Origin of the sequence: Acetobacter sp. DsW_059, from assembly GCF_002153695.1 — a bacterium.
GTDB classification, from domain to species: Bacteria; Pseudomonadota; Alphaproteobacteria; order Acetobacterales; family Acetobacteraceae; genus Acetobacter; species Acetobacter thailandicus.
Genome location: NZ_JOPI01000010.1, coordinates 35,335 through 57,195, shown reverse-complemented (window position 1 = coordinate 57,195; position 21,861 = coordinate 35,335). Strand labels below are relative to the sequence as shown.

At 49.6% G+C, this 21,861-nt stretch carries 18 protein-coding genes; 7 read left to right on the top strand and 11 right to left on the bottom strand.

Annotated elements, in window-relative coordinates; translation table 11 throughout:
• The first annotated feature begins 47 nt into the window (after positions 1-47).
• Positions 48-1,247, top strand: a complete 1,200-nt coding sequence (gene rnd, locus HK25_RS02590; protein WP_086635208.1) for a ribonuclease D — start codon at positions 48-50, stop codon at positions 1,245-1,247.
• A gap of 32 nt (positions 1,248-1,279) precedes the next feature.
• On the opposite strand, the gene HK25_RS02585 is transcribed toward rnd, so the two are convergent.
• Complete coding sequence (locus HK25_RS02585) at positions 1,280-2,278, bottom strand: adenosine kinase (RefSeq protein ID WP_086554303.1); 999 nt, start codon at positions 2,276-2,278, stop codon at positions 1,280-1,282.
• A gap of 200 nt (positions 2,279-2,478) precedes the next feature.
• Between HK25_RS02585 and HK25_RS02580 the strand changes: the two genes are divergently transcribed.
• A complete protein-coding gene (locus tag HK25_RS02580) occupies positions 2,479-3,183 on the top strand; it encodes a polymer-forming cytoskeletal protein (protein WP_173559115.1) in 705 nt (234 codons plus the stop codon).
• Between the two features lie 58 nt (positions 3,184-3,241).
• Here the strand turns inward: HK25_RS02580 and HK25_RS02575 are convergent, their stop codons facing one another.
• Entirely contained in the window at positions 3,242-3,844 is a 603-nt protein-coding gene (locus HK25_RS02575) for a GcrA family cell cycle regulator (RefSeq protein ID WP_086635201.1), read from the bottom strand.
• A 218-nt stretch (positions 3,845-4,062) separates the two neighbouring features.
• Here HK25_RS02575 and HK25_RS02570 point away from each other — a divergent pair, with 218 nt between their 5' ends.
• Positions 4,063-5,178 carry an S-(hydroxymethyl)glutathione dehydrogenase/class III alcohol dehydrogenase gene (locus tag HK25_RS02570; protein WP_086554301.1) on the top strand — a complete coding sequence of 372 codons (1,116 nt, stop codon included), beginning with the start codon at positions 4,063-4,065 and terminating at the stop codon, positions 5,176-5,178.
• A 72-nt stretch (positions 5,179-5,250) separates the two neighbouring features.
• Here the strand turns inward: HK25_RS02570 and arsC are convergent, their stop codons facing one another.
• The 8 genes from arsC to HK25_RS02530 form a co-directional block, all read right to left on the bottom strand.
• Positions 5,251-5,613, bottom strand: coding sequence for an arsenate reductase (glutaredoxin) (gene arsC / locus HK25_RS02565; protein WP_086554300.1), 363 nt, complete (start codon positions 5,611-5,613; stop codon positions 5,251-5,253).
• Between the two features lie 162 nt (positions 5,614-5,775).
• A complete protein-coding gene (locus tag HK25_RS02560) occupies positions 5,776-5,967 on the bottom strand; it encodes a hypothetical protein (protein ID WP_086554299.1) in 192 nt (63 codons plus the stop codon).
• 11 nt (positions 5,968-5,978) lie between these two features.
• On the bottom strand, positions 5,979-7,118 hold the full coding sequence (cydB, locus tag HK25_RS02555; protein ID WP_086635200.1) for a cytochrome d ubiquinol oxidase subunit II: 1,140 nt from the start codon (positions 7,116-7,118) through the stop codon (positions 5,979-5,981).
• Positions 7,119-7,146: 28 nt separating this feature from the next.
• Positions 7,147-8,745, bottom strand: coding sequence for a cytochrome ubiquinol oxidase subunit I (locus tag HK25_RS02550; protein ID WP_086635199.1), 1,599 nt, complete (start codon positions 8,743-8,745; stop codon positions 7,147-7,149).
• 50 nt (positions 8,746-8,795) lie between these two features.
• Positions 8,796-10,481, bottom strand: a complete 1,686-nt coding sequence (gene cydC / locus HK25_RS02545; RefSeq protein ID WP_086635198.1) for a thiol reductant ABC exporter subunit CydC — start codon at positions 10,479-10,481, stop codon at positions 8,796-8,798.
• Positions 10,478-12,169 carry a thiol reductant ABC exporter subunit CydD gene (gene cydD, locus HK25_RS02540; RefSeq protein ID WP_158092911.1) on the bottom strand — a complete coding sequence of 564 codons (1,692 nt, stop codon included), beginning with the start codon at positions 12,167-12,169 and terminating at the stop codon, positions 10,478-10,480. Before cydD ends, cydC begins: the two co-directional genes overlap by 4 nt.
• A gap of 229 nt (positions 12,170-12,398) precedes the next feature.
• Entirely contained in the window at positions 12,399-13,187 is a 789-nt protein-coding gene (locus HK25_RS02535) for a sulfite exporter TauE/SafE family protein (RefSeq protein WP_086635196.1), read from the bottom strand.
• Between the two features lie 24 nt (positions 13,188-13,211).
• Complete coding sequence (locus tag HK25_RS02530) at positions 13,212-14,138, bottom strand: MBL fold metallo-hydrolase (protein WP_086635195.1); 927 nt, start codon at positions 14,136-14,138, stop codon at positions 13,212-13,214.
• 196 nt (positions 14,139-14,334) lie between these two features.
• Here HK25_RS02530 and HK25_RS02525 point away from each other — a divergent pair, with 196 nt between their 5' ends.
• The 4 genes from HK25_RS02525 to pgm all read left to right on the top strand — a co-directional run bounded on the left by HK25_RS02525 (position 14,335) and on the right by pgm (position 19,799).
• On the top strand, positions 14,335-14,994 hold the full coding sequence (locus HK25_RS02525) for a peroxiredoxin (RefSeq protein WP_086635207.1): 660 nt from the start codon (positions 14,335-14,337) through the stop codon (positions 14,992-14,994).
• The gene (locus HK25_RS02520; RefSeq protein ID WP_086635194.1) at positions 14,991-15,410 is read left to right on the top strand and encodes a helix-turn-helix transcriptional regulator; all 420 of its coding nucleotides are present in this window, start codon (positions 14,991-14,993) and stop codon (positions 15,408-15,410) included. Before HK25_RS02525 ends, HK25_RS02520 begins: the two co-directional genes overlap by 4 nt.
• Positions 15,411-15,601: 191 nt before the next feature.
• Positions 15,602-17,977: a TonB-dependent siderophore receptor gene (locus tag HK25_RS02515; RefSeq protein WP_233127612.1), complete on the top strand. Its 2,376-nt coding sequence runs from the start codon at positions 15,602-15,604 to the stop codon at positions 17,975-17,977.
• A gap of 175 nt (positions 17,978-18,152) precedes the next feature.
• Positions 18,153-19,799, top strand: coding sequence for a phosphoglucomutase (alpha-D-glucose-1,6-bisphosphate-dependent) (pgm, locus tag HK25_RS02510; protein WP_086635193.1), 1,647 nt, complete (start codon positions 18,153-18,155; stop codon positions 19,797-19,799).
• Positions 19,800-19,854: 55 nt separating this feature from the next.
• Here the strand turns inward: pgm and HK25_RS02505 are convergent, their stop codons facing one another.
• Complete coding sequence (locus HK25_RS02505; RefSeq protein ID WP_086635192.1) at positions 19,855-21,663, bottom strand: ABC transporter ATP-binding protein; 1,809 nt, start codon at positions 21,661-21,663, stop codon at positions 19,855-19,857.
• Positions 21,664-21,861: the final 198 nt, after the last annotated feature.

The window sequence follows — 21,861 nt, the reverse complement described above, 5'->3', positions numbered from 1 at the left end:
AGGCTTACATAACTTCTTTTTTTATATGAATTATGCGAAAAGAGGCTATGCACAAGTTTTCAGTTTCTGATTTTCCTGCCCCTCGCCTGATTTCTGAGACGGACGAACTGGCCGAAGCCGTTGCCCGCCTGCGTCAGGAGCCTTTTCTCACGGTTGATACCGAATTTATGCGTGAGAACACCTACTGGCCTGAGCTATGTCTTGTTCAGATTGGTGGTGCCGCTGAAGTTATTTTGATTGATGCTCTGGCTGAAGGCATAGATCTTGCGCCTCTGGCAGAGCTGTTTGCTGATACATCAGTGATTAAAGTGTTTCACGCTGCCCGTCAGGATCTGGAAATTTTTCTCCATTTGTTTGATGCTCTGCCTGTACCGGTATTTGATACGCAGGTGGCGGCCATGGTCGCAGGGTATGGTGACCAGGTGGGGTATGACAGCCTTGTGGGGTCACTAACCGGGTATGGTATTGATAAAAGTCACCGTTTTACAGACTGGTCAGTACGCCCTCTCTCTGATGCTCAGCTGAGTTATGCCGCAGGCGATGTGACCTGGCTACGACTGGTATATGAAAAACTGATCGGTAAACTGACGCATGAAGACCGGCTTGACTGGGTTGCTGATGAAATGGCTGAGCTGGCTCTGCCTGAGACGTTTCGTCCTGACCCGGAAAAGCAGTGGGAACGTTTGCGGGCCCGCACCGGCAATCGTCGTATGCTTGGCGTGTTACGTGCGGTGGCTGCATTGCGCGAGCGTGAGGCACAACGTGTTAATGTGCCACGTCAGCGTCTTCTTAAAGATGAAAGCCTGCTCGAAATTGCAGCGACGCAGCCTCTTTCAACTGATGCACTTACGCGGGTCAGAGGTGTTTCGCGCGGGCTGGCAGAAGGGCGTACCGGGCTTGCACTAATTGAGGCAGTTAAACAGGCACAGAAACTGCCTGATGCTGATCTGCCGTCTTTGCCTAAAGGGCGTGGTAAAGATTCTAATCGTCCTTCCGGTGCGCTTATGGCTCTTCTGAAGGTCCTTCTGGCTGCGGCATGTGAGCAGCATGATGTTGCACCACGACTTGTGGCTTCTGCTGATGAGCTGGAGGCACTGGCACTGGACCCGTCGCAGCCTAATCCGTTACTGGCGGGGTGGCGCCGTAAAATTTTTGGCGAGGCGGCTCTTTCTCTTTGTCAGGGTGAAGTTGCCCTGGCAATTAAAGGAGGGAAAGTTGTTCAGATTCCCTGTGATCCTTCATCCTGAACAGAAGGAAGGATCACAAAGGGCTGATTGCTTCAGATGCTTGTATCAAGCCAGGTATTGGCCAGTGGCCTTGCCCCGACATGTGAAATGATTTCAGAAGCAGCGACAGAGGCCAGGCGTCCGCACTCTGGTAATGTGCGGCCTGATGTCAGACCTGCCAGGAAACCTGCCGCATAGGCATCACCGGCACCGGTTGTATCAACCACCTGTGTCGGGACGGGTGACACTTTGGTGATAGTGCCATCGTGAATAACCACGCTGCCTTCAGCAGAGCGTGTCAGAGCGGCAAATTTTGTATCCTTCAGTACATGCTGTGCAGCAACGTCGAAGTTCTCAGTCTCGTAAAGTGAGCAGATTTCGTCTTCGTTGGCAAAAAGAATATCGACATGGTTACGTACCAGTTCGAGAAAAGCTTTTCTGTGACGGCTCACGCAAAACGGGTCAGACAGGGAAAGCGCAACCTGACGATTGTTTTCATGGGCCAGGGTAGCAGCCCGGCGAAAAGCTTCCTGCGCGTGCGGGGGGTCAAACAGGTACCCTTCAAGATAAACGATACGTGAAGCAGCGATGACATCAGGCAATACATCATCTGCTGTAAATTGCGTGCATGCCCCCAGGTAAGTTGCCATGGTGCGCTGCCCGTCGGGTGTAACCATGACAATGCATCGTGCTGTAGGCAGGTTTTCGCTGGTGCGTCCATCAAGCGGAGCTGAAGGGAAAGCGACATTATTTTCACTCAGATCTTTAGCAAACTGCACACCGGCTGTATCGCCGGCTACTTTGCCAAGATAAGCAACTTTTGCGCCCAGCTGAGCCGCAACAACGCAGCTGTTAGCAACTGAGCCACCGCCCATAGTGCGTTCTGCATTAAAGCTGGCAGTGAGGTTATCGGCTCGTTCTGCATCAATCAGCGTCATGCTGCCCGGGATGAGATTCTGCTGTTCGAGGAAAGCAGGTGAGACAGTACCTAAAATATCCGTGATCGCATTACCGATCCCGAGGATATCGTATTTAATCTGTTCTGAGTTCATTATACGCTAATATCCCGAAAAAGAGCTGAAAGTTTGTATCGATATACCTGCCGCCACAAAAAGGGCAACAGAAAGACGTAAGCTGTTCTTGCCGCCTGAGTATGTGGCTGTATAACAAATGAGCAAGGTTCATCTTTACTCTGCAGGCAGGGGAACGGTGGGCTTTATTGAAATAAACTGTCTGATAACGGGCAGTCAGTATGGCGGGGGTGTTTTTGTTTAGAAGACGCAAACCAGAAGAAACCAGGCCAGGGACAGCTGGTACAGATAAGCAGACTGATCAGTCTGCACCTGGCGGGCCTAAAGGGTCTTTTGATACTATTTTTTCTCCTTCTGGCGGGTCAAAGCCGTACGCCCCTGGCGGCAATGGAACGTCAGATTCTACTTCAAAACAAGTAAAGGAACCCCCTATGGGTCGTGCTCCTCTTCCTCCTGGCTCTCCGCTCTCTCCTGGCGCTGCCGTTCCTCCTATTCCGGGTGCATCGCGTATGCCTCAGCCACAGGGCCAGATGCAGCAGCCTAAAAAAGAACCTGTTGAACAGCGTACGCTGGTTGTCGGTCGCGGCATCAGCGTTCAGGGCACGGTGCAGGAAGCTGAACGCCTCGTTGTTGAAGGCACAGTTGAATCCAGCATGATCGCAGCGAAAGAGCTGATCGTTATGCCTGGTGGCCTTTTTCGCGGCAGCGTAGAAGTTGAAAGTGCTGAAGTCGCAGGCACAGTTGATGGCACATTAACAGCACGTGGCAGTCTGAGCCTGCGTGCAACCGGCCGTTTACTGGGTAAAGCAGCCTGCCGTCGTCTGAAAGTTGAAGACGGTGGTCAGATTACAGGTCAGCTGGAAATGCTGTCTGATGACAGCAGCAAAAGCTCATTCTCTGCTGATAAAAATAGCTCAGCAGGCTGATATTCCGACTGCATCACCTCTTTCCTTTTAAAGGAAAGAGGTGATGTCCGAAGGGCGATTAGTGACTATCGCGCCTGTCGCGGAGTTTGACATAGGCGATCTGAGCATGCTCACCGCAGTAGGGCTTGCCAGGCAAAGGTGTCGCACCACAAAAATGAAAACCCGGGGTACCGGGGTCACCTATAGGCCAGCAGCATGACGGGCCACGGCGTTTTTTCGTATCCGGGTCTGGTATACGGCTGAGCGCAGGTTTTGTTGCCGGGCGCACTGGCGCACGTTGTACAGGCTCAGGCTTCACAGCTTTAGGTGCGGCGACCTGTACAGGCGCTGCAACGGGAGCAGGTTTTATTTCTTTAGGGGCTTTTGGTTCAGCCGCTGCGGGTCTGGGGGGGGCTTTTGGCTCAGGCCGGGGCTGAGTAGCCGCAGGTTCAGCTGCTTTAGCCGTTTTTGTTTTGTCCGCTGTTGAATCGTCTGCCGAAGCAGAGACGGGTTTTTTCTCGCTGCGACGAATGGGAGAAGGACGAGCAGGCAGACCAAGCCTGTGTGCTTTACCAACTACAGCATTTTTTGTGATGGAAAGACGACGGCCAATCTCGGCTGTTGAGAGCCCCTCTGTCCAAAGTTCTTTCAACCGGGAGATTGTTTCCTCGGTCCACTCCATTTATGCTCACCTTAAAATTGTCGTGTTACCAGACAGAGAAACATATTTCTCTTTAGCGCATAGTAGTGTCAGAATGGTTTTTTCTTCAAGCTGAAAGCCGTAAAATCATCAGACAGTTATCAGAATACAGATATATGGTTTTCTGGCAAAGCTGAAAATACCTGCCATAATATGTGTTTATTTTGTTTGTTACACTGTCAGAATGTAAGGGTAGAATAATGGACGTAAAAGCTGCTGTTGCCTTTAAGGCAGGAGAGCCACTCAGAATTGAAACCGTGCAGCTTGGTGCACCCAGAGAGGGTGAAGTGCTGGTTGAAATTAAGGCTACCGGTTTGTGCCACACTGATAAATATACTTTGTCAGGGGCTGACCCTGAAGGGCTTTTCCCGGCGATCCTGGGGCATGAAGGGGCAGGTGTTGTTGTGGAGACCGGGCCAGGTGTCAGGCATCTCAAACCTGGTGACCATGTTATTCCGCTTTATACGCCCGAGTGTCGCGAATGTAAGTCGTGCCTGTCGCGTAAAACAAATCTGTGCACTTCCATTCGGTCTACCCAGGGCAAAGGCCTGATGCCTGATGGTACATCACGCTTTTCGTTTAAGGGGCAACCGGTTCATCATTATATGGGCTGTTCCACATTTGCTAATTACACGGTGCTGCCGGAAATTGCACTGGCTAAAATTCGCCCGGATGCACCCTTCGATAAAGTTTGTTACATCGGGTGTGGCGTAACAACCGGTATTGGTGCCGTTTTGTTCACAGCGCAGGTTGAAGCGGGTTCTACTGTCGTTGTGTTTGGCCTGGGTGGTATCGGGCTGAATGTTATTCAGGGTGCAAAGATGGTTGGTGCCGACCGTATTATCGGTGTCGATCTTAACCCTGCCCGCGAAGAGATTGCCCGTAAATTCGGTATGACCGAGTTTGTAAACCCGGCAGATCTTGGCCCTGGTGGTGATCTTGTCGGACATATTATCGAGATTACCGGCGGGGGCGCTGATTATACATTTGAGTGTGTGGGTAATACAACTCTGATGCGTCAGGCTCTTGAATGTGCACACCGTGGCTGGGGTGTTTCGACAGTTATTGGTGTTGCCGGTGCAGGGCAGGAAATCAGCACCCGTCCGTTCCAGCTGGTAACAGGCCGTCGCTGGATTGGCTCAGCTTTTGGTGGTGCACGCGGGCGTACTGATGTGCCGAAAATTGTTGACTGGTATATGGAAAACCGGATCAATATTGACGATCTTATCACCCATAAAATCCCTCTTGAGCAGATTAACGAGGGTTTTGATATGATGACACGAGGCGAAACAATTCGTACCGTTGTTGAGTACTAAGCCGCAGCGAGCATGAGTTTAGAAAAAAGGAAGCCCCCGAAAGAGGGCTTCCTTTTTTTATATCTGAAAAAATTATTTTTCAGCGTTTGAAAGCACTTCGAAAAGTAACTCTTTAGGGCGGCATACACGGGTGCCTAAGGGGGTTGTCACAACAGGACGGTTCAATAGCTCAGGGTGTTGTGCAATTGCATCGAGCAGACTTTCATCAGAGAGGCTTTTGTCTGCCAGGTTCAGAGAGGTATATAACTCCCCTTTAGGGCGAACAAATGTACGGGCCGGCTGGTTGCTTGTCGCCAGCATGGTATTCAGTTGTTCGCGTGTAGGCGGGGTTTTCAGGTAAAGTATAATTTCAGGCTCTGTACCTGCTTCACGTATCATGTTGAGAACGGTGCGTGACGTGCTGCAGGCAGGGTTGTGATAAAGAGTAACAGTCATAAGGTATTTTCCTTCTTTATCATTGCAGCATATCACGCACTCTCAGAGAGTCGAATGACTGTTAACGGAAAAAACGTCGCATAATAAAATAGGCGATTCCGTAAAAAGAAAGATAAAGAAAAGGAATAAAGAAAATAATATTTTCAGGATCTGTCAGCATTACTAAACCTCCTGATCATCTGAGGCGGTTTCCTGAGCATCGAACAGGATAGCGCCGGCACCAGAGATGAGAATAATCATTACAGTGCCAATGACCCAGGCAAAATACCAGGGGCCCTGATCACCTACAAAAACAGCAAAAAGCAGTGCAACAACCAGAACAGCTGCAAGACCTGCCAGGCGTAAAAATTGCATAGTATGTCTCCTCAATAGCTGTGTGGATCGTTGGCGATCTCAGCTGTGCTGACCTTGCCCCGCATGACATAATAACACCATGAGGTGTAAGTAATGATCAGTGGTATGAAAATGGTGCTGACAATTAACATGCATGTAAGCCCGTAAAGGCTGCCGGTGCTGTTCCATAATGTCAGACTCTGATCAGGCTTTGTTGTGGAAGGCATGAGGAACGGAAACATTGCCGCAGCCACAGTGCCGATAACGCCAACCCAGGCACTCATGCCGCACCACCATGCCAGAACGGTTTTTTTGAGTGTAACCAAAGCCGAGCCGCATATCATGCTGGCCAGCCCTGCAACAGGCAGAAGCCACAGCACAGGGTGTGCTGAGTAGTTAAGCAGCCATGCTCCTGCTGCTCTTGCAACATGCTGTCCATGTAGCGGGTTTGCAGGCATGGCGGTATTCACAGGTTCTGTAAGCATAAAACCCTGCATAAAGCAGATAAATACACCACCGGCGGCAAATAAAAATGCTGCCAGTACACCTGCGATCCGTGAGAAATTTCTGGCCCGGCTATAAATAGGGTCGTTACTGCGCAGCATAAGCATAACGCCACCCTGGTAAACACTCAGAGAAACAGAGAGCAGACCACACAGAATGACAAAAGGGTTGAGCAGATAAGAAATAAAAGAGCTGTCCTGGTAATATTGGCCTGTCCAGCTGAAATGGTAACCAACACCACTAAGGATGTTGCCAAAGGCAGCACCATAAATAAACATTGGTAGGAAGCCAGAGATCAGGAAGGTCCAGTCCCAGCTGGCCCGCCAGCGGGTGCTATCTGCTTTTGAGCGATATTCAAATGCGACAGGACGAAGAATCATGCTGAATAACAGCATAATCATAACAAGATAAAAAACTGAAAAAGAAGTGGCGTAAAGAGTGGGAAATGCCGCAAAAATTGCGCCGCCACCTAAGACAAACCAGACCTGATTACCGTCCCAGTGTGGGCCAATAATGTTCAGCATCGTGCGGCGTTCAGCATCATCTTTGCCCACAAAGCGCAGAAGCGTGCCAACGCCCATATCCATCCCAACCATAAGGGCGAGACCAATCATGAGAAGGCACAGAATGCCCCCCCAGATCAGCTTGAGAATGGTATAAATATCCATAATAAAGTCCTTTCCCTTCTCACGTTTTTCAGTGTGCTGCGGGAGCGGCGGCGTTATGTGACAGAGCAGATGTGCCGTGTGTATCGTGCTCATCTGGTCCAAGGCGGGCAAATTTAAACATCAGATAAAGTTCAGCCGCGATGAAGATACTGTAAAGGAGGGCAAAGCCAGCCAGTGAAATGGCCATATATGTTACGCTATGCGTGGATGATGACAGAAAGGTTGGCAGTCTGTTAAAAACTGTCCAGGGCTGACGGCCGGCTTCAGCCGTAATCCATCCAAACTCGGTAGCCAGAACAGGCAGAGGGATAGACCACATGCACAGGTGTAAAATCCAGCGGTTGCGTTCGAGTTGTTTTTTGAGGCTGAGATAGGCAGACACAGCAAACAAAAGAAAGAAGGACAGACCCAGAAAAACCATAAGTCTGAAAGACCAGAAAACAACAAAAACATTAGGCAGGATAGCAGGTTTTGTGGCTTCTACGACTTTATTTACTTCGTCCGGAGAGATGTTGGTGACATCCTGACCTGGTGCAAATTGTGTGGCCAGGAAACCAAACCCAAGATCTTCTTTGTGCTGACGGAAAGCATCCAGATCAGTCTGATCATGTGTCTGACCATAGCGTTTTAAAGCCGAGAGCGCTTCGATGCCAGAGCGAATATGAGGCTCGGCTTCATTTTGTAGCTCATGCATGCCGGTAATCGGCTTATCAAACTCATGTGTAATCAGTGGTGTCAGAACATAGGGGACACCGATTTCAAGGTAGTTCGTCTGCTTTTCATTATCAGGTAAAGCAAAAAGAAGCCAGGGGGCATAAGGTGGCTGGCTGGTTTCCCACAACCCTTCAATAGCGGCAATTTTTGTCGGCTGTTTTTCGTAATCCATGCGGCCAAGAACATCACCCAGAGTGATTACAGCTACAGTTGAAATAATGCCAAACAAGGCAGCCATACGAAAAGACCGGGCAGCGAATTGTCTGTGTTGTTTACGTAAAAGATAAAAAGAGCTGATACCCATGACGAATAAGGAGGCACATACGTAACCAGAAACTGACGTATGAACAAATTTAGCCTGCGCGTCAGGATTGAAAACAACTTTTACAAAACTGTCGAATTGCAAACGCATTGTTTCAGGGTCAAAGTGCGTGCCTTCAGGGACGTTCATGCTCGCATTGGCAATCAGGATCCACAAAGCTGAGAGGTTTGATCCCAAAGCAACCAGATATGTTATGGCAAGGTGAGCTGGTTTACTCAGGCGGTCCCATCCAAAAAACATCATGCCGACAAAGGTAGATTCCATAAAAAAGGCCATCAGACCTTCAATGGCAAGTGGTGTACCAAACATGTCGCCAAAATATCGTGAATACATGGACCAGTTGGTGCCGAATTCGAACTCCATGGTGATGCCGGTAGCAACGCCAAGTGCGAAATTGATACCAAAGAGCTTTCCCCAGAACATTGCCATGTCTTTGTAAATTTTGCGGCCGGTTACGACATAAACAGTTTCCATGGCAGCAAGCATAAATGTCAGTCCCAGTGTCAGAGGAACAAACATAAAGTGATAGAGAGCTGTAAGTGCAAACTGAAACCGTGAAAGCTCTACAACGGTTGGGTCGATCATATCCATTTAAAAAAATCCTTTAAAAATCATAAAAAACAATATTTTTTAAGGCATGATTATATCTCCTCTGCCGGATGAAACTGACCGTTTCTGATCTGAATCGCTCTGGTCATAAACGGCAGAACTGATCGTCTGTGAGTTATGCAGATCAGTGTCATATCCGGCCTTGCCTGTATGAGGTTTGTCAGAACAGTCTTTTCCGTTTCTGCATCAAGCCCTTCTGTAGGTTCATCGAGAATGAGCCATGGGGTTTTGCGCAGTAGTATCTGTGCGAGGCAGAGCCTTCTCGCCTGACCTCCTGATATCTGAAAACCTTCGTTACCAACGGCAGTTTCCAGTCCATATGGTGTATTGTTAAGCCAGTCTGTCAGGCCTGAAGTTTGCAGCGCCTGCATTATCTCGGCTTCGGTTGCCTGTGGGCTTGCCAGAAGCATGTTGTCACGAACCGTGCCATTAAAAAGGTGAAAATTCTGTGGAGCAACACTGATTTTTTCAGCCAGTGTTTCGCTTTGCATATCGCAGATATCATGCTCACCTAAATGACAGCTGCCTGCTTCAAAAGGATAGAAGCGAAAAAGAATTTGAATGAGAGAACTTTTCCCGGTGCCAGAGGGGCCGATCAGTGCAACACGTTCTCCTTTTTGGATATTCAGGCTGGCATGCCGAAAGATCCACTGTTCTGACCCGGGGTAGCGGAATGAAAGATCAGAAATTTCCAGAAAATCGGCATTGTCAGGATGAACCGGGTGAATGGGAGCTGTCACAAGAGGGGGGGTCATACAGGCATCATATAGTCGTTGTGCTGCGAGCTTTGTGCGGCTTAGCAGTTGCCTGGCCGCAGGCAGAGGAGTGATGATGTCAAATGCGGTAAGACACCCCAGAACCAGCATGGGCACTTCTGGTAATGACAGGTAGCTTTTATGAAAAGAATTTGTTGCGACAAGAAGAACAGCAAGGCTTGTCACCGTGGTGCATAGTGTCGTTAACCCGCGGGCGGCACTTTCGGTGGCGGCCATAAGGCGATGTGAACGATTAAGTTTGAGCTGCTTTTCAGTAAACTGTATGTGCAGATGGCGGGTGGCGGCAGGCGCCAGATATTCACCTGTTGCAGCGATCAGGTCGGCCAGGTCGGTACGGTTCTGACTGTGGAGGGTAGTCAGGGTGACTGCCAGCCGGTCAGAAATCAGGCCGGTAATATAAGGCAGGATCAGGCCACTGAAGAGTAGTCCCGTTGCAAGGCACAACGCTGCCTGTGGAGAAAAAATAGCCATTATGAGCACGAACAGGCTGCCGCAGACGACTGCTCTGATATAAGGCAACAAAGTGCTGGTATAATGCTGCCCTATCAGGTCTGTGTCAGTTACAAAGCGTGAAAGCAGGTCACCTCCCCGGCGGTTATGCAGCCCTGCAGGCGCCTGTGGTGCCAGGCAGTGGTAGCACCAGCTACGCAGCTGGCCCATAACTCTCAAGGCACCATCATGAGTGATAAGTTTTTCACCATAGCGCGAGAGAATGCGCAGCATTGCAAAGAAGCGCACACCTGTCGCGGGTAGCAAAATATTAAAAGCCTGTTGTGCAGCAACTCCGCTTATGCCTGCTACAGCAGCTCCGGCCAGCAACCACCCTGATAAAAAGAGCAGCCCAAAGCTTGCCAGTGCGGCAAGACACGCCAGCATTATGCCAAATATCATGTAAAGCCGGACAGATTTTGTGAGTGAAGGCAGACGACGCAGAGGGGTCATGCGACTGCCCTCTCAGTAAGCGCGGAGAGACTGCCCTTTTCGTTGATATGTAAAACCTGCTGTGCTGCAGAAATGAGTTTTTGATCATGTGTAGCGACAAGAACGATGCGCGTTTTCGCACAGCTTTTCAGCATCTCAATAATGGTGTCAGCAGTATCGGGATCAAGGTTCGCTGTTGGTTCATCCAGGCAGAGTATATCGGGGTTACGCAACAGGGCCCGGGCCAGGCTGAGGCGTCTGATCTGCCCGCCGGAAAGACGGGCGCCCCGTTCACCGGCCTGAGTATTAAAGCCTTCTGGCAGTGTCATGATGAAATCGAAAATCCCAGCCTGCCGCGTGGCATTTTTCAGGTCATCATCAGTGGCTTCCGGTGCGCCCAGGCGCAGGTTGTCAGCAATGCTGCCAAAGGCCATAAGCGTGCGCTGGGGAACCCATGCTATGTTTTCTTCTGTCAGGGGGTGTTGTGCCCCTCCAGCATCGTATGCTGCAACAGAACCTGAACGGAGAGGTAAAAAACCCATTAAAGTATAGAGTAATGTGGTTTTACCGCTGCCACTTTCGCCACTCAGTGCGGTGAGCTGTCCTTTTCTTATTTCTGCACTGATATGCTTCAGGATAAGTGCTTTTTCATAAGATGCAGAAATATCATTCAGCTTTAGCATCGTAACAGGTGCTGCTGATGACACAGGTTCTGAGGCGCTTTGACGCTCGACCGCATATTCAGGCAGAGTAAAAAGGGTCTGGAGTTGTTTTGCTGCGGCCATAGCATTTTGTCTGGCGTGATAGCTGGATGAGAAATTGCGCAGAGGAATGAAATATTCAGGTGCCAGGACCAGAACAATAAAGGCTGAACGAAAATCAGCAGTGCCGGCCAGCAGGCGAGAGCCAAAGATAACTGCAACCATCGCGACAGAAAGGCTGGCAAAAAATTCGAGAGTTGCAGATGTCAGAAAAGCGACGCGCATGACAGAAAATGTTGCATGGCGGTGTGCTTCGGTCTGACGTTCAAGACGGGTTATACTGCTCGTTGTCTGTCCATTCAGGCGCAGGGTCATGAGCCCCCGCAAAGAGTCAAGGAAGGATGACCCCATCAGCACAAGCTGTGTCCACTGGCGGTCCATTATGCTTTGTGCGCTGTAGCCGACCAGAACCATAAAAAAAGGAATAAGAGGCCCGGTGCAGGCCAGAATTACAAAGCTCCAGATATCAAAGTGAAACACAATGCCAAGAATCACGATGGGGAGCACGATCATCATGACCGCGCGTGGAATATATTGTGAAAAATAAGGCTCAAGCGCTTCGGCAGCTTCTGTCATGGTGGTGATAAGCTGCCCGGCTGGTTGTTTGGCGCACCCTGCAGGACCGGCTTTGGTCAGATGAATGAGGGCATCGCGCTGAACGGAAGCGCTGATGTGCAGCCCTCCTTCCTTGCCGGTCATATCTGCCAGCCACTGAAAAATAAAACTGCTGACAGAGAGGGCAAGAATGATGATGCAGTCTGTAACTGATGTGTTGAGAGGCTGCCCTTTGAATGTCAGATTATCGACAAGAGCGGCAAGAGCGCAGAGCTGTAAAATGAAGAGTATACAGGCAATGCTGCTGGTTGCAGCAGAAAGCATCAGCCATGTGCGGGCCCGGCGTGTCAGGTCTTTGAGATATGATCCTGTTTGTTGCTGAGTCGCTTGCATGGAGAGCCATCCTGTAAAACAGACCATAATGGTATTATAATTTAATAAATAAATAAATAAATAAAATAATTAAAAATTAACGGTCAGACAGGCGCTGCCATAAACTGTTGCCAGGGGCTAATGTTTCGATAAAAAATCGACTTTTATTATTTTGTTAAGTTTTTTGGTTACATGCAAGTACTATTTTTGTTTTTACAGTGCAGTAAGGTAAAGTGTAACATATTGTTAATTAAAATGATAATGCACTTACACCCTGCCAGATCATGTAGGCAGCAACCATAAAAATAATACAGGCAAATAATGTTGTCAGTTGCCCGCTTTTGCCGGCCATGCGTCTGGCAAGGCGCATTCCGCCAACGCTGCCAAGGGCACCCCCCAGAACAAAGAGTGCTGCAAGTTGCCAGTCTATATAGCCTGAAAGCATGTAGCTGACAGCGGTTGTAAGCCCAAATGCAGCCACCGCGACAAGAGATGTGCCAACAGCGTTAAGAATAGGCATATTTGTTGAGGCAATCAGGCCAGGAACGATCAGAAAGCCGCCGCCAATACCAAAAAAGCCAGACAGTATGCCTGTGCCAATACCAAATCCGGCAACTTTCCCGATATTATGGCGGTTGCAGCTTGCTCCCGGGGTGCCGGTTTTGCGTCTGCCGTGCAGCATGATGCCGCCAACGATCACCATAAGTATTGCAAAGCAGAGCAGAAGGTGTTGCCCGTTAACGGCTTTTCCTGCCGCTGCTCCTGCAAAAGCACCAAGGATGCCGCATGATGCGTAGATTGCAGCGCAGCGCCATTTTACGGTGCCCTGTTTTGCATGCTGTGCGAGGCCAACCAGAGCATTAAGCGCTACGGCAAGCGCGCTGGTGCCCAGGGCAACGTGCGGGTTTGAGACCCCGACAAGGTAAACCATTAACGGGACAGCCAGAATTGAGCCGCCTCCGCCGATGAGTCCCAGGGTGAATCCAACGAGTGTTCCTGAAAAAATTTCAAGAAGAATATGGAAGAAGGGGGCGGTCATGCTAACGGTATATAGTTCTTGAAATTAAAGTTTATTAACAGGAATTTTGATGTAGCTGGTGCCGTTATCATCTGGTTCAGGCATATGACCGCCGCGTATATTCACCTGGACTGAGGGCATGATGAGGGTTGGCAGGTTGAGTGTAGCATCGCGGTTAGTGCGCATTTTAACGAAATTTTCTTCCGTAATGCCGTCGTGCACATGGATGTTGTGTGCCCGTTCTGCCTCAATTGTTGTTTCCCAGGCAAACTGATCACGGCCTTCAGCTTTATAATCATGGCATAGAAAAACACGGGTTTTACCGGGCAGAGAGAGCAGGCGGCGGATGGAGCGGAACAAAGTTGTCGCGTTGCCTCCGGGAAAATCCGCGCGGGCAGTGCCATAATCAGGCATAAACAGAGTGTCGCCAATAAAAGCGGCATCGCCAATAACAAAGGCCATATCTGCTGGTGTATGACCCGGAACGTGCAGAACGGTAACATTCAGATTGCCAATTCTGAACTGATCGCCATCATGAAATAGTTTATCAAACTGAGAGCCGTCGCGTGCAAAGCGCGTATCAGCATTAAATATTTTACCAAATACTTCCTGAACGGTGATGATCTGAGCGCCTATTCCCAGTTTTCCGCCAAGCTGCTCCTGCAGCCAGGGGGCTGCTGAAAGGTGGTCTGCGTGGGCATGGGTTTCGAGCTGCCATTCAACGTGCAGGTTATTTTCTTTGACGTAGCTGACAATATTCTGAGCTGAACTGAAACTGGTGCGCCCCGAAGCGGGGTCATAGTCGAGTACGCTGTCAATGATGGCTGCAGATTTTGTTGACGGGTCGTGCACAACGTGGCTGGCTGTAAATGTTGCCTGGTCAAAGAATGTTCTGACAACCGGGCGCAGCTCATTGTTTGCAAGTGCATTAAGAATCTGGCTGGCTGCTAAATTCAGAGAGGTATCTGTCATCAGAAGCATCCTTAGTTAAAGAATTAAATTAAGTATGTATTTTAGTGTTTTTAAAGAGTAAAACATGCTCCGTCAAGGAGATGTTATGATGGCTAAGAAAATCTCCTGTAGCAATATACAGAAAATCTCTTGTGATGGTACACTTCCTGAGTAAAAGCTAAAAGATATTAAGTTTAAGATGAACGAAGGACGCCGTATGAATGACAGTTTACAGGACACATGCCCTCTTTATCATTCAGGCTCGTCTCTCAGAATAGGTGAGCTGGCACCGGATTTTGTTGCCAGAACCAATCATGGCCAGCTTACGCTAAGCGCATTGCGTGGGAAATGGGTGATGCTTTTTGCGCATCCGGCTGATTTTACCCCTGTCTGCACAAGTGAGTTTATTACTCTGGCGCGTATGACGCCGCAGTTCTCTGCTCTTAACTGTGTATTACTTGGTGTTTCTGTTGATAGTCTTCCTTCGCATATTGCGTGGGTCGAATCGATCAGAGAACGTTTTGGGGTAGAGATTCCATTTCCTATCATTGAAGATCCTTCAATGGCGATTGCCCGCGCGTATGGCATGCTTGATAGCTCATCGCAGAATAGTGTTACGGTCAGGGCGGTTTATATGATTGATCCTGATGGCGTTGTGCAGGCTATGACATGGTACCCTTATGCCGTAGGGCGCTGTGTGCAGGAGATGCTGCGGCTTTTGCAGGCTTTGCAGAGAGTCGCCGGGGGGGATGCTCTGACACCCGAAGGCTGGCAGCCTGGAGATGATGTTTTGCAGCCGCAGGTTCAGGTGCAGCAGGAAATCACAGCTATTGGCCCGGAATGGTTTATGAAAATGGAAGGGGAACAGAAAAAATGACACCGCTGCTGCTGGAAGAAGCCAGGCTTGTTGTAGAGCGTCTTAAATTGTTTGCTCAGCCTCAGCGTCTTATTATTGTCGATGTGCTGCTTAGAGGAGGTCCCCTTGCTGTAAGTGAACTTGAAGCACGCACTGGTATAGGCCAGCCGACACTAAGCCAGCAGCTGGGCACATTGCGTCGGGCGGACATTATAGTGCCACGTCGTGAGTCCAGGGCTATTTATTATAGTCTGGCCAGCAGAGAGGAAGAGCGGAGGGCGCGTGCGCTGATTGGTCTTTTACGAGATGATCAGGATACGGTTTTGCCGCAGGTTCACACGACAGCTTCCCCTGCGATGCCGGCCACTCAGTCAGTTCATAAAAATGGCGGAGGAGGGGCGCAGTTTGCATATATTCGTCCTCCTTCTAAAAAATGAGCTGTCAGCTTTTCTGGGTATTTAGATAAGCCTGCTGTATCAAAGCTGAATGTGTTAATTTTGCAACGGGTTGTGGCGGAAGTTTGGTTTCTGCGAAAAACTCTCAACTCCTCCAGTTGCAAATGATTATCATTATTTGCTAAGGCCTGCATCAGAAATTAGAGATGTGTTTGCTTTCTGAGGCGGGTAGGATGAGTGAGATAAAACGGGGTTATCTGGCACCAGTATCGTGTATTGGTGCCCTTTTGTTTTCTGTGCAGGCTGTAGCTGCCAGCAATGATGCTGCAAAAATTGATAAAAAGCGTGATGTTAAACGCGCCCATGCTCACAAAGTTGCAAAAAAAAATGTAGCTGCCCCGCAGGAAGAAGGTATTGCCGGTGAAGAAGAAAGGCTGACTGTCACAGGGCACGGCTTTAATACGATGCATCAGTCTCTCGGGATGTCCCGTCTCCCGCAGGATGTGATGCACACACCACAAAACATTAACGTGGTGCCTCAGGTGCTGATGCGTCAGCAAAACGTTAAATCACTGACTGAAGCCCTGCGTAATGTACCCGGCGTTACAGCTTCTATCGGTGAGGGTGCGGGTGGCATGAATGGCGACCAGTTTCTGATCAGAGGTTTCCAGGCTCAGAATGATATTTATGAAGATGGTCTGAGAGATTTCGGTGTGTATTCACGTGATTCATTTGATTATGAATCGGTGTCGGTGATTAAGGGGCCGTCTTCTGAAGTGTTTGGTAATGGTACGACAGGTGGTGCTATTAACATGACCACTAAAACCCCAGGCCTTGATAACCGTTACGCAGCAGAGTTTACAGGCGGTTCAGGCAGTTTTTACCGTGGCACGCTCGACTTTAACCAGAAGCTTGATGATTCTACAGCCATCCGTATCACGGGTATGGGCAGCGAAAATAATGTTGTCGGGCGTGACTTCATTTATTCACATCGCTGGGGTGTTGCGCCCTCAATAGCATTTGGTCTTGGTAAGCGCGCAACGCTGATTTTGCAGTATATGCACCAGCAGGAAAATTCTATTCCTGACTTTGGTGTTCCTGTTGTTACAAAACCGGGAACATCTGTTGCTAAGCCGATTACTGAATACGGTATAAGACGCACGAACTGGTATGGCACTGATAACGATCAGAATGCGACCAATGATAATATGGAAACAGCACGTTTTACCTATAAGCTTAATCGTCATATTACTTTTTATGACGATCTGCGTGGTGGTCAGTATTATCGTACATTCGCAGCGTCTAAAGCGACCTGCGATACAACCTGTGTGAATAATTATTTCAATGGTGACCCGGCGGCCGCTCTTGTTGCGCGTTCAGGCCCGACGGGAGCCGGTGCCGGACTGGGTGCCGGTACATTTTACGCCCCATTGCCTTATGAGCAGAGAAGCTGGTCTGTGCAGAACGTCGCTTCTATGCTCGCCAATTTTCATACGGGCTTCTTAAGGCATCAGGTTGTTGCGGGTGTTGATATTGAGCGCGTGAACGATGTGCGTTCACAATCGACCTATACAAAAGCAAAGCCCTATGCCAGCCTGGTTAACCCTAACCCTTATGTTGGTAACCTTGGGCTTGTGCCCGGTGAGTCAAACCCTGGCGGGCTTGTAAACCTTAATGGTCTGGGCGCAAAACCACATAGTAATGGTTATGGTTTTGATACGGGTCTGTTTTTATATGACCAGATATGGTTTACAGACTGGCTGTCTGTTAAAGGCGGCTTCCGCTGGGACCGCTGGCAGACGGCGTACAGTCTGACAGGTGGTGATACGGCTAAATATCCCGACAAGCACATGCGTAGTGTTGAAGGGGTCTTTAACCCTAACGCGAGCCTGATTATTACGCCTGATGCACATCAGACCTACTATTTCACCTGGGCAAATTCGACCACTCCTACAGGTATGTATGTAACAAACGGGTCTGTGCCTATTCGTCCGGGCACCAGCTCTTTTGCAGCACCTGAAAAAGCGCAGCTCTATGAAGTAGGTGCAAAGTACAGCCTGCTGCATGACAGGCTCGGCGCTTCGGTTTCCCTGTTCCGCCTTGATAAAGGCAATGCGTATTATACAGACCCGGTGACTGGTAATGTCAGTGGCTCATCAGACCGCCTGAGAAACCAGGGGATGGAGCTGTCTGTGGGTGGTATTATTCTGCCAGGCTGGAATATTTCAGCAACATATGCCCTGTATGACAGTAAGGTTATGTCGTCCGCTACGGCTGCTTCAGTCGGTAAAAATCTGCAATATGTGCCCCATAACCAGGCAACATTGTGGACGGCGTATAACGCGTTCGCTAATAAGCCTTACAATATCATGATCGGCGGTGGTGTAACCTGGCGCCAGCACGTCTGGCTGAATAACACGAACACGGCAAAAGTGCCGGCTAACCTTGATTTCAGTGCGATGATCTCTCACCGCTTTGACCGTCACTGGAAGATTTCAATGAACGGGTATAACCTCGCAAACAGACTGAACTATCAGAGCCTGTTCTCGAACAGGGCTACCCCGTCAGCCGGGCGTATGTTCCTTGGAGAGGTGAGTTTTACTTACTAAGACAGTCTGTTATTTTGTATGAGGGGATTGTAAACCTCTCATACAAAACCTGCTTTTTGCTTTGTTTCGTTTTTATTACTGTAAAATTGTGTGCAAAGAGGGGTAGACCGCCGGGCTGCGGGGTGTTTCTATCACACTCAGGTTATTCTACTCTGAGTTAAGGATTATAACACCCATGGTCATGATCAGTTCACAGGCAGGAAAGTGTCTTCCTTCGTCAGATCTGACAGATATTTCAGCTCTGCTTGCGGCTTATTATGACCGCAAACCTGACCCGTCAGTGGCAACACAGCGTGTTGCTTTCGGAACATCAGGCCATCGGGGCAGTGCGCTGCACAGCAGTTTCAATGAAAATCATATTTTGGCTATGTGCGAGGCAATTGCTCGTCATCGTAAGGCTGAGGGTATTGATGGCCCGTTATTTCTGGGCATCGACAGCCACGCCGTTTCAGCACCGGCACAGCGCACAGCGCTTGAAGTGCTGGCCGCTCACGGGATCAGAGTGCACATTGATAAGGATGATGGCTATACGCCAACACCCGTTATATCCCACGCTATTCTGACTTATAATAAGGACCGCACAACTGGTCTGGCTGATGGTATTGTTATCACACCTTCGCATAACCCACCGGCTGATGGCGGCTTTAAATATAATCCGACACATGGTGGCCCGGCTGATACAGCTATTACAAAAGCCATTCAGGATATGGCTAACAGTTTTCTGGAAAATGGCCTCAAAGAGGTTAAACGCCTGCCTTATGATGAGGCCGTAAAGCAGCCCTGTGTCACACGTTATGATTTTGTCACACCTTATGTTGCTGACCTTGAATCTGTTATCGATATGCAGGCAATCAGCAAATCAGGTATCAAAATTGGCATCGATCCGCTTGGGGGGGCTGCTGTTGGCTACTGGCAGCGCATTGTCGATGCATATGCTCTGAACGCGACGATTGTCAGTAATGAGGTAGACCCGCAGTTTGGCTTTATGACAGCCGACTGGGATGGCCAGATTCGTATGGACTGCTCGTCGCCTTATGCTATGGCGCGTCTTATTGCTATGGGTGAGAAGTTTGATGTGGCTTTTGCAAACGACACCGATGCTGACCGCCACGGTATCGTAGCCCGCCCTGATGGGCTGATGAACCCTAATCATTATCTGGCTGTAGCGATTTCATACCTTTATCAGAACCGGCCTGAGTGGAGCCCGAAACTGGGTATTGGTAAAACACTGGTCAGCAGTAGTCTGATTGATCATGTTGCCGCTGAGCTGGGCCGTAAACTTGTTGAGGTGCCGGTTGGGCTGAAGTGGTTTGTGCCCGGTCTGATGGATGGCTCTCTGGGGTTCGGAGGGGAAGAAAGTGCAGGAGCGACCTTCCTGCGGCGTGACGGTACGGTCTGGACAACCGATAAAGATGGGATCATCCTTAGCCTTCTGGCTGCGGAGATTACCGCAAAAACCGGCAAAAACCCGGTGCAGCATTACCATGAGCTGACCGCGCGCCTTGGTACGCCGTACTATCAGCGTATTGATGCGCCAGCGACACCCGATCAGAAAGTGCGGCTGTCTAAACTTTCGCCAGAGCAATATCCGGGTGAGACCCTCGCAGGTGAAGCGATTACTGCCAGAATGACCAGAGCACCAGGTAATGGTGCCGCGATTGGTGGCCTGAAAGTAACAACAGCTGACGGCTGGTTTGCGGCACGTCCTTCCGGCACAGAAGATGTTTATAAAATTTATGCTGAAAGCTTTAAAAGTCCTGAACATTTAAAAGAAATTCAGGAAGAGGCTCAGACTGTCATTACAAAGGTTCTGTCAGCCTGATTATATAAAACTGACGGTGTTCACTGGTGGCACCGTCAGTATTTTATCGTTTTTGTTATTGCTGGTCCACTTCCAGGGACTGGAGTTCATACAGGCGGCGGTATAGCCCGTTTTCCTGCTGAATTAGCTGAGCGTGGCTGCCATCTTCAACGATATGACCATGCTCAAACACCAGAATACGATCCAGATCCACAACGGTAGAGAGGCGGTGTGCAATGACCACAACAGTGCGCCCCTGCATAAGCCTGTGCATGGCCTCCTGCACCAGAACTTCAGAGCGGGAATCAAGGCTGGCTGTGGCTTCATCCATAATCAGCACAGGTGTATTGACCAGAAAAGCCCTGGCAATGGCGACACGCTGGCGTTCGCCGCCTGAGAGTTTAACACCACGCTCCCCAACGAGAGTATTATAACCATCAGGCAGGCGGGCAATGAAGTCAGAGGCATTGGCCAGGCGGGCTGCCTCTTCAATTTCAGCCTGTGTTGCATCAGGGCGGCCATAGGCAATATTTTCTGCCAGAGTGCGGTGAAACAGCATAGGCTCCTGCGGAACAATCGCAATTTCTGCGCGCAGGGTTGATTGCTGCACTGTGGTAATATCAATTCCATCAATCAGAATACGTCCGCTATCGGGTTCGTATAACCTTTGCAGTAAACGGGTAAAAGTTGACTTTCCAGAGCCGGACGGGCCAACAAGCCCGACACGACTTCCGGCCGCAATCGTGACGGAGAGATCAGAAAAAATTTCTTTTTTCTGTGCTGCATAAAGAAATCTGACGTGCTCAAATTCAATTTTACCAGCCTTTGCTTTAAAGGGCAGAGCGTGTGGGGCGTCCTGCACTGAAGGTGGCATACGCCACAGCATAAGCAGTTCTTCCATCTCATTGACTGAACGCTGAACAACGGAAACCTGTTGCCCGATATCGCGCAGATATCCCTGCACCAGAAACGTCATGGTCAGAATATAAGCTACGTCACCCGGCCCGGCCCGGCTTGTCAGCCATAGCCAGACAGAGGCGCCTGCCAGTGCAATACGCATTAAGGTGACAAGAAGATTCTGAATGCCGGCGCTGTTTGTACCACGTACCCATGTCTGGCATGTGGCGTTTTTCCATTCTGCAACAGCTGTCTCCAGGCGTGTTTCCTCACGTGTTTCTGCGCCAAAGGCTTTAACAACAGCATTGCAGGTCATGGCATCTGCCAGAGCAGCACCCACGCGACTGTCACACTGGTTGGCTGTACGGGCAGAGGGGGCAACATAATTGAGTGTCAGCAGGCACGATGAAGCAATAAAAAGGGCGGCAATCACTCCCAGCACAACACCCATAAACAGCCAGTGCCAGGCAAGCACAAGTGTTGTCATGATCAGCAGTACAGCTTCAGGAATAAGCATAAGCAGCAGCGTGTCATTCAGCATATCCACGGCCCACATGCCGCGTGTCAGTTTTCTGACAGTCGAACCCGCAAAGCTGTTAGCATGCCACTCGGTTGAAAGCCTTTGCACATGCGCAAAGGCTTCAATAACAATTTTCTGCATAACGCGTGTTGTCAGGTGGGTAATGCCCAGATAGGCCGCACGTTTGCCCAGCACATTACCTATGCCGCAACCTGCCATAGCAACCAGCATCCATAAAGCATCATGGGTGAGGGAGGATTGTGCCGCAGGCTGCGCGACGTCAGAGACCAGACGTCCGGCAAGAACGGGCATCAGCACATCAAGTACAGTTGCAAACATAATGCCGATGACAGTGACCCAGAGTGGCCAGGGAAAATCCAGCCAGCGCCGCATGACAAATTTCAGGACATCGACAAACAGACTTTGCTTCCCTGCGGTTTTATTATCCGCAGAAGAGGGGGTATTCATGACAAAATTCCGAGGTAATGGTCACGCACAGCAGGGGCGTGTCAGAGCATAATGAATATAAATTCTAACCAGAAAAAGTATTTTTAGCAAACAAAGCAACACATGATGGCACTTTGTGACAGAGCACGATAGAAAGAGGGTATGGCCCGATCTCCTTCCTCTCCCCGTAAGCGTGCAGTTTCTGCGAATAAGGAAATT

Excerpts from the sequence above, each read along its gene's own strand:
- rnd (WP_086635208.1), top strand. The coding sequence starts at position 48 with ATGCACAAGTTTTCAGTTTCTGATTTTCCTGCCCCTCGCCTGATTTCT.
- HK25_RS02585 (WP_086554303.1), bottom strand. The coding sequence starts at position 2,278 with ATGAACTCAGAACAGATTAAATACGATATCCTCGGGATCGGTAATGCG.
- HK25_RS02580 (WP_173559115.1), top strand. The coding sequence starts at position 2,479 with ATGGCGGGGGTGTTTTTGTTTAGAAGACGCAAACCAGAAGAAACCAGG.
- HK25_RS02575 (WP_086635201.1), bottom strand. The coding sequence starts at position 3,844 with ATGGAGTGGACCGAGGAAACAATCTCCCGGTTGAAAGAACTTTGGACA.
- HK25_RS02570 (WP_086554301.1), top strand. The coding sequence starts at position 4,063 with ATGGACGTAAAAGCTGCTGTTGCCTTTAAGGCAGGAGAGCCACTCAGA.
- arsC (WP_086554300.1), bottom strand. The coding sequence starts at position 5,613 with ATGACTGTTACTCTTTATCACAACCCTGCCTGCAGCACGTCACGCACC.
- HK25_RS02560 (WP_086554299.1), bottom strand. The coding sequence starts at position 5,967 with ATGCAATTTTTACGCCTGGCAGGTCTTGCAGCTGTTCTGGTTGTTGCA.
- cydB (WP_086635200.1), bottom strand. The coding sequence starts at position 7,118 with ATGGATATTTATACCATTCTCAAGCTGATCTGGGGGGGCATTCTGTGC.
- HK25_RS02550 (WP_086635199.1), bottom strand. The coding sequence starts at position 8,745 with ATGGATATGATCGACCCAACCGTTGTAGAGCTTTCACGGTTTCAGTTT.
- cydC (WP_086635198.1), bottom strand. The coding sequence starts at position 10,481 with ATGACCCCTCTGCGTCGTCTGCCTTCACTCACAAAATCTGTCCGGCTT.
- cydD (WP_158092911.1), bottom strand. The coding sequence starts at position 12,169 with ATGCAAGCGACTCAGCAACAAACAGGATCATATCTCAAAGACCTGACA.
- HK25_RS02535 (WP_086635196.1), bottom strand. The coding sequence starts at position 13,187 with ATGACCGCCCCCTTCTTCCATATTCTTCTTGAAATTTTTTCAGGAACA.
- HK25_RS02530 (WP_086635195.1), bottom strand. The coding sequence starts at position 14,138 with ATGACAGATACCTCTCTGAATTTAGCAGCCAGCCAGATTCTTAATGCA.
- HK25_RS02525 (WP_086635207.1), top strand. The coding sequence starts at position 14,335 with ATGAATGACAGTTTACAGGACACATGCCCTCTTTATCATTCAGGCTCG.
- HK25_RS02520 (WP_086635194.1), top strand. The coding sequence starts at position 14,991 with ATGACACCGCTGCTGCTGGAAGAAGCCAGGCTTGTTGTAGAGCGTCTT.
- HK25_RS02515 (WP_233127612.1), top strand. The coding sequence starts at position 15,602 with ATGAGTGAGATAAAACGGGGTTATCTGGCACCAGTATCGTGTATTGGT.
- pgm (WP_086635193.1), top strand. The coding sequence starts at position 18,153 with ATGGTCATGATCAGTTCACAGGCAGGAAAGTGTCTTCCTTCGTCAGAT.
- HK25_RS02505 (WP_086635192.1), bottom strand. The coding sequence starts at position 21,663 with ATGAATACCCCCTCTTCTGCGGATAATAAAACCGCAGGGAAGCAAAGT.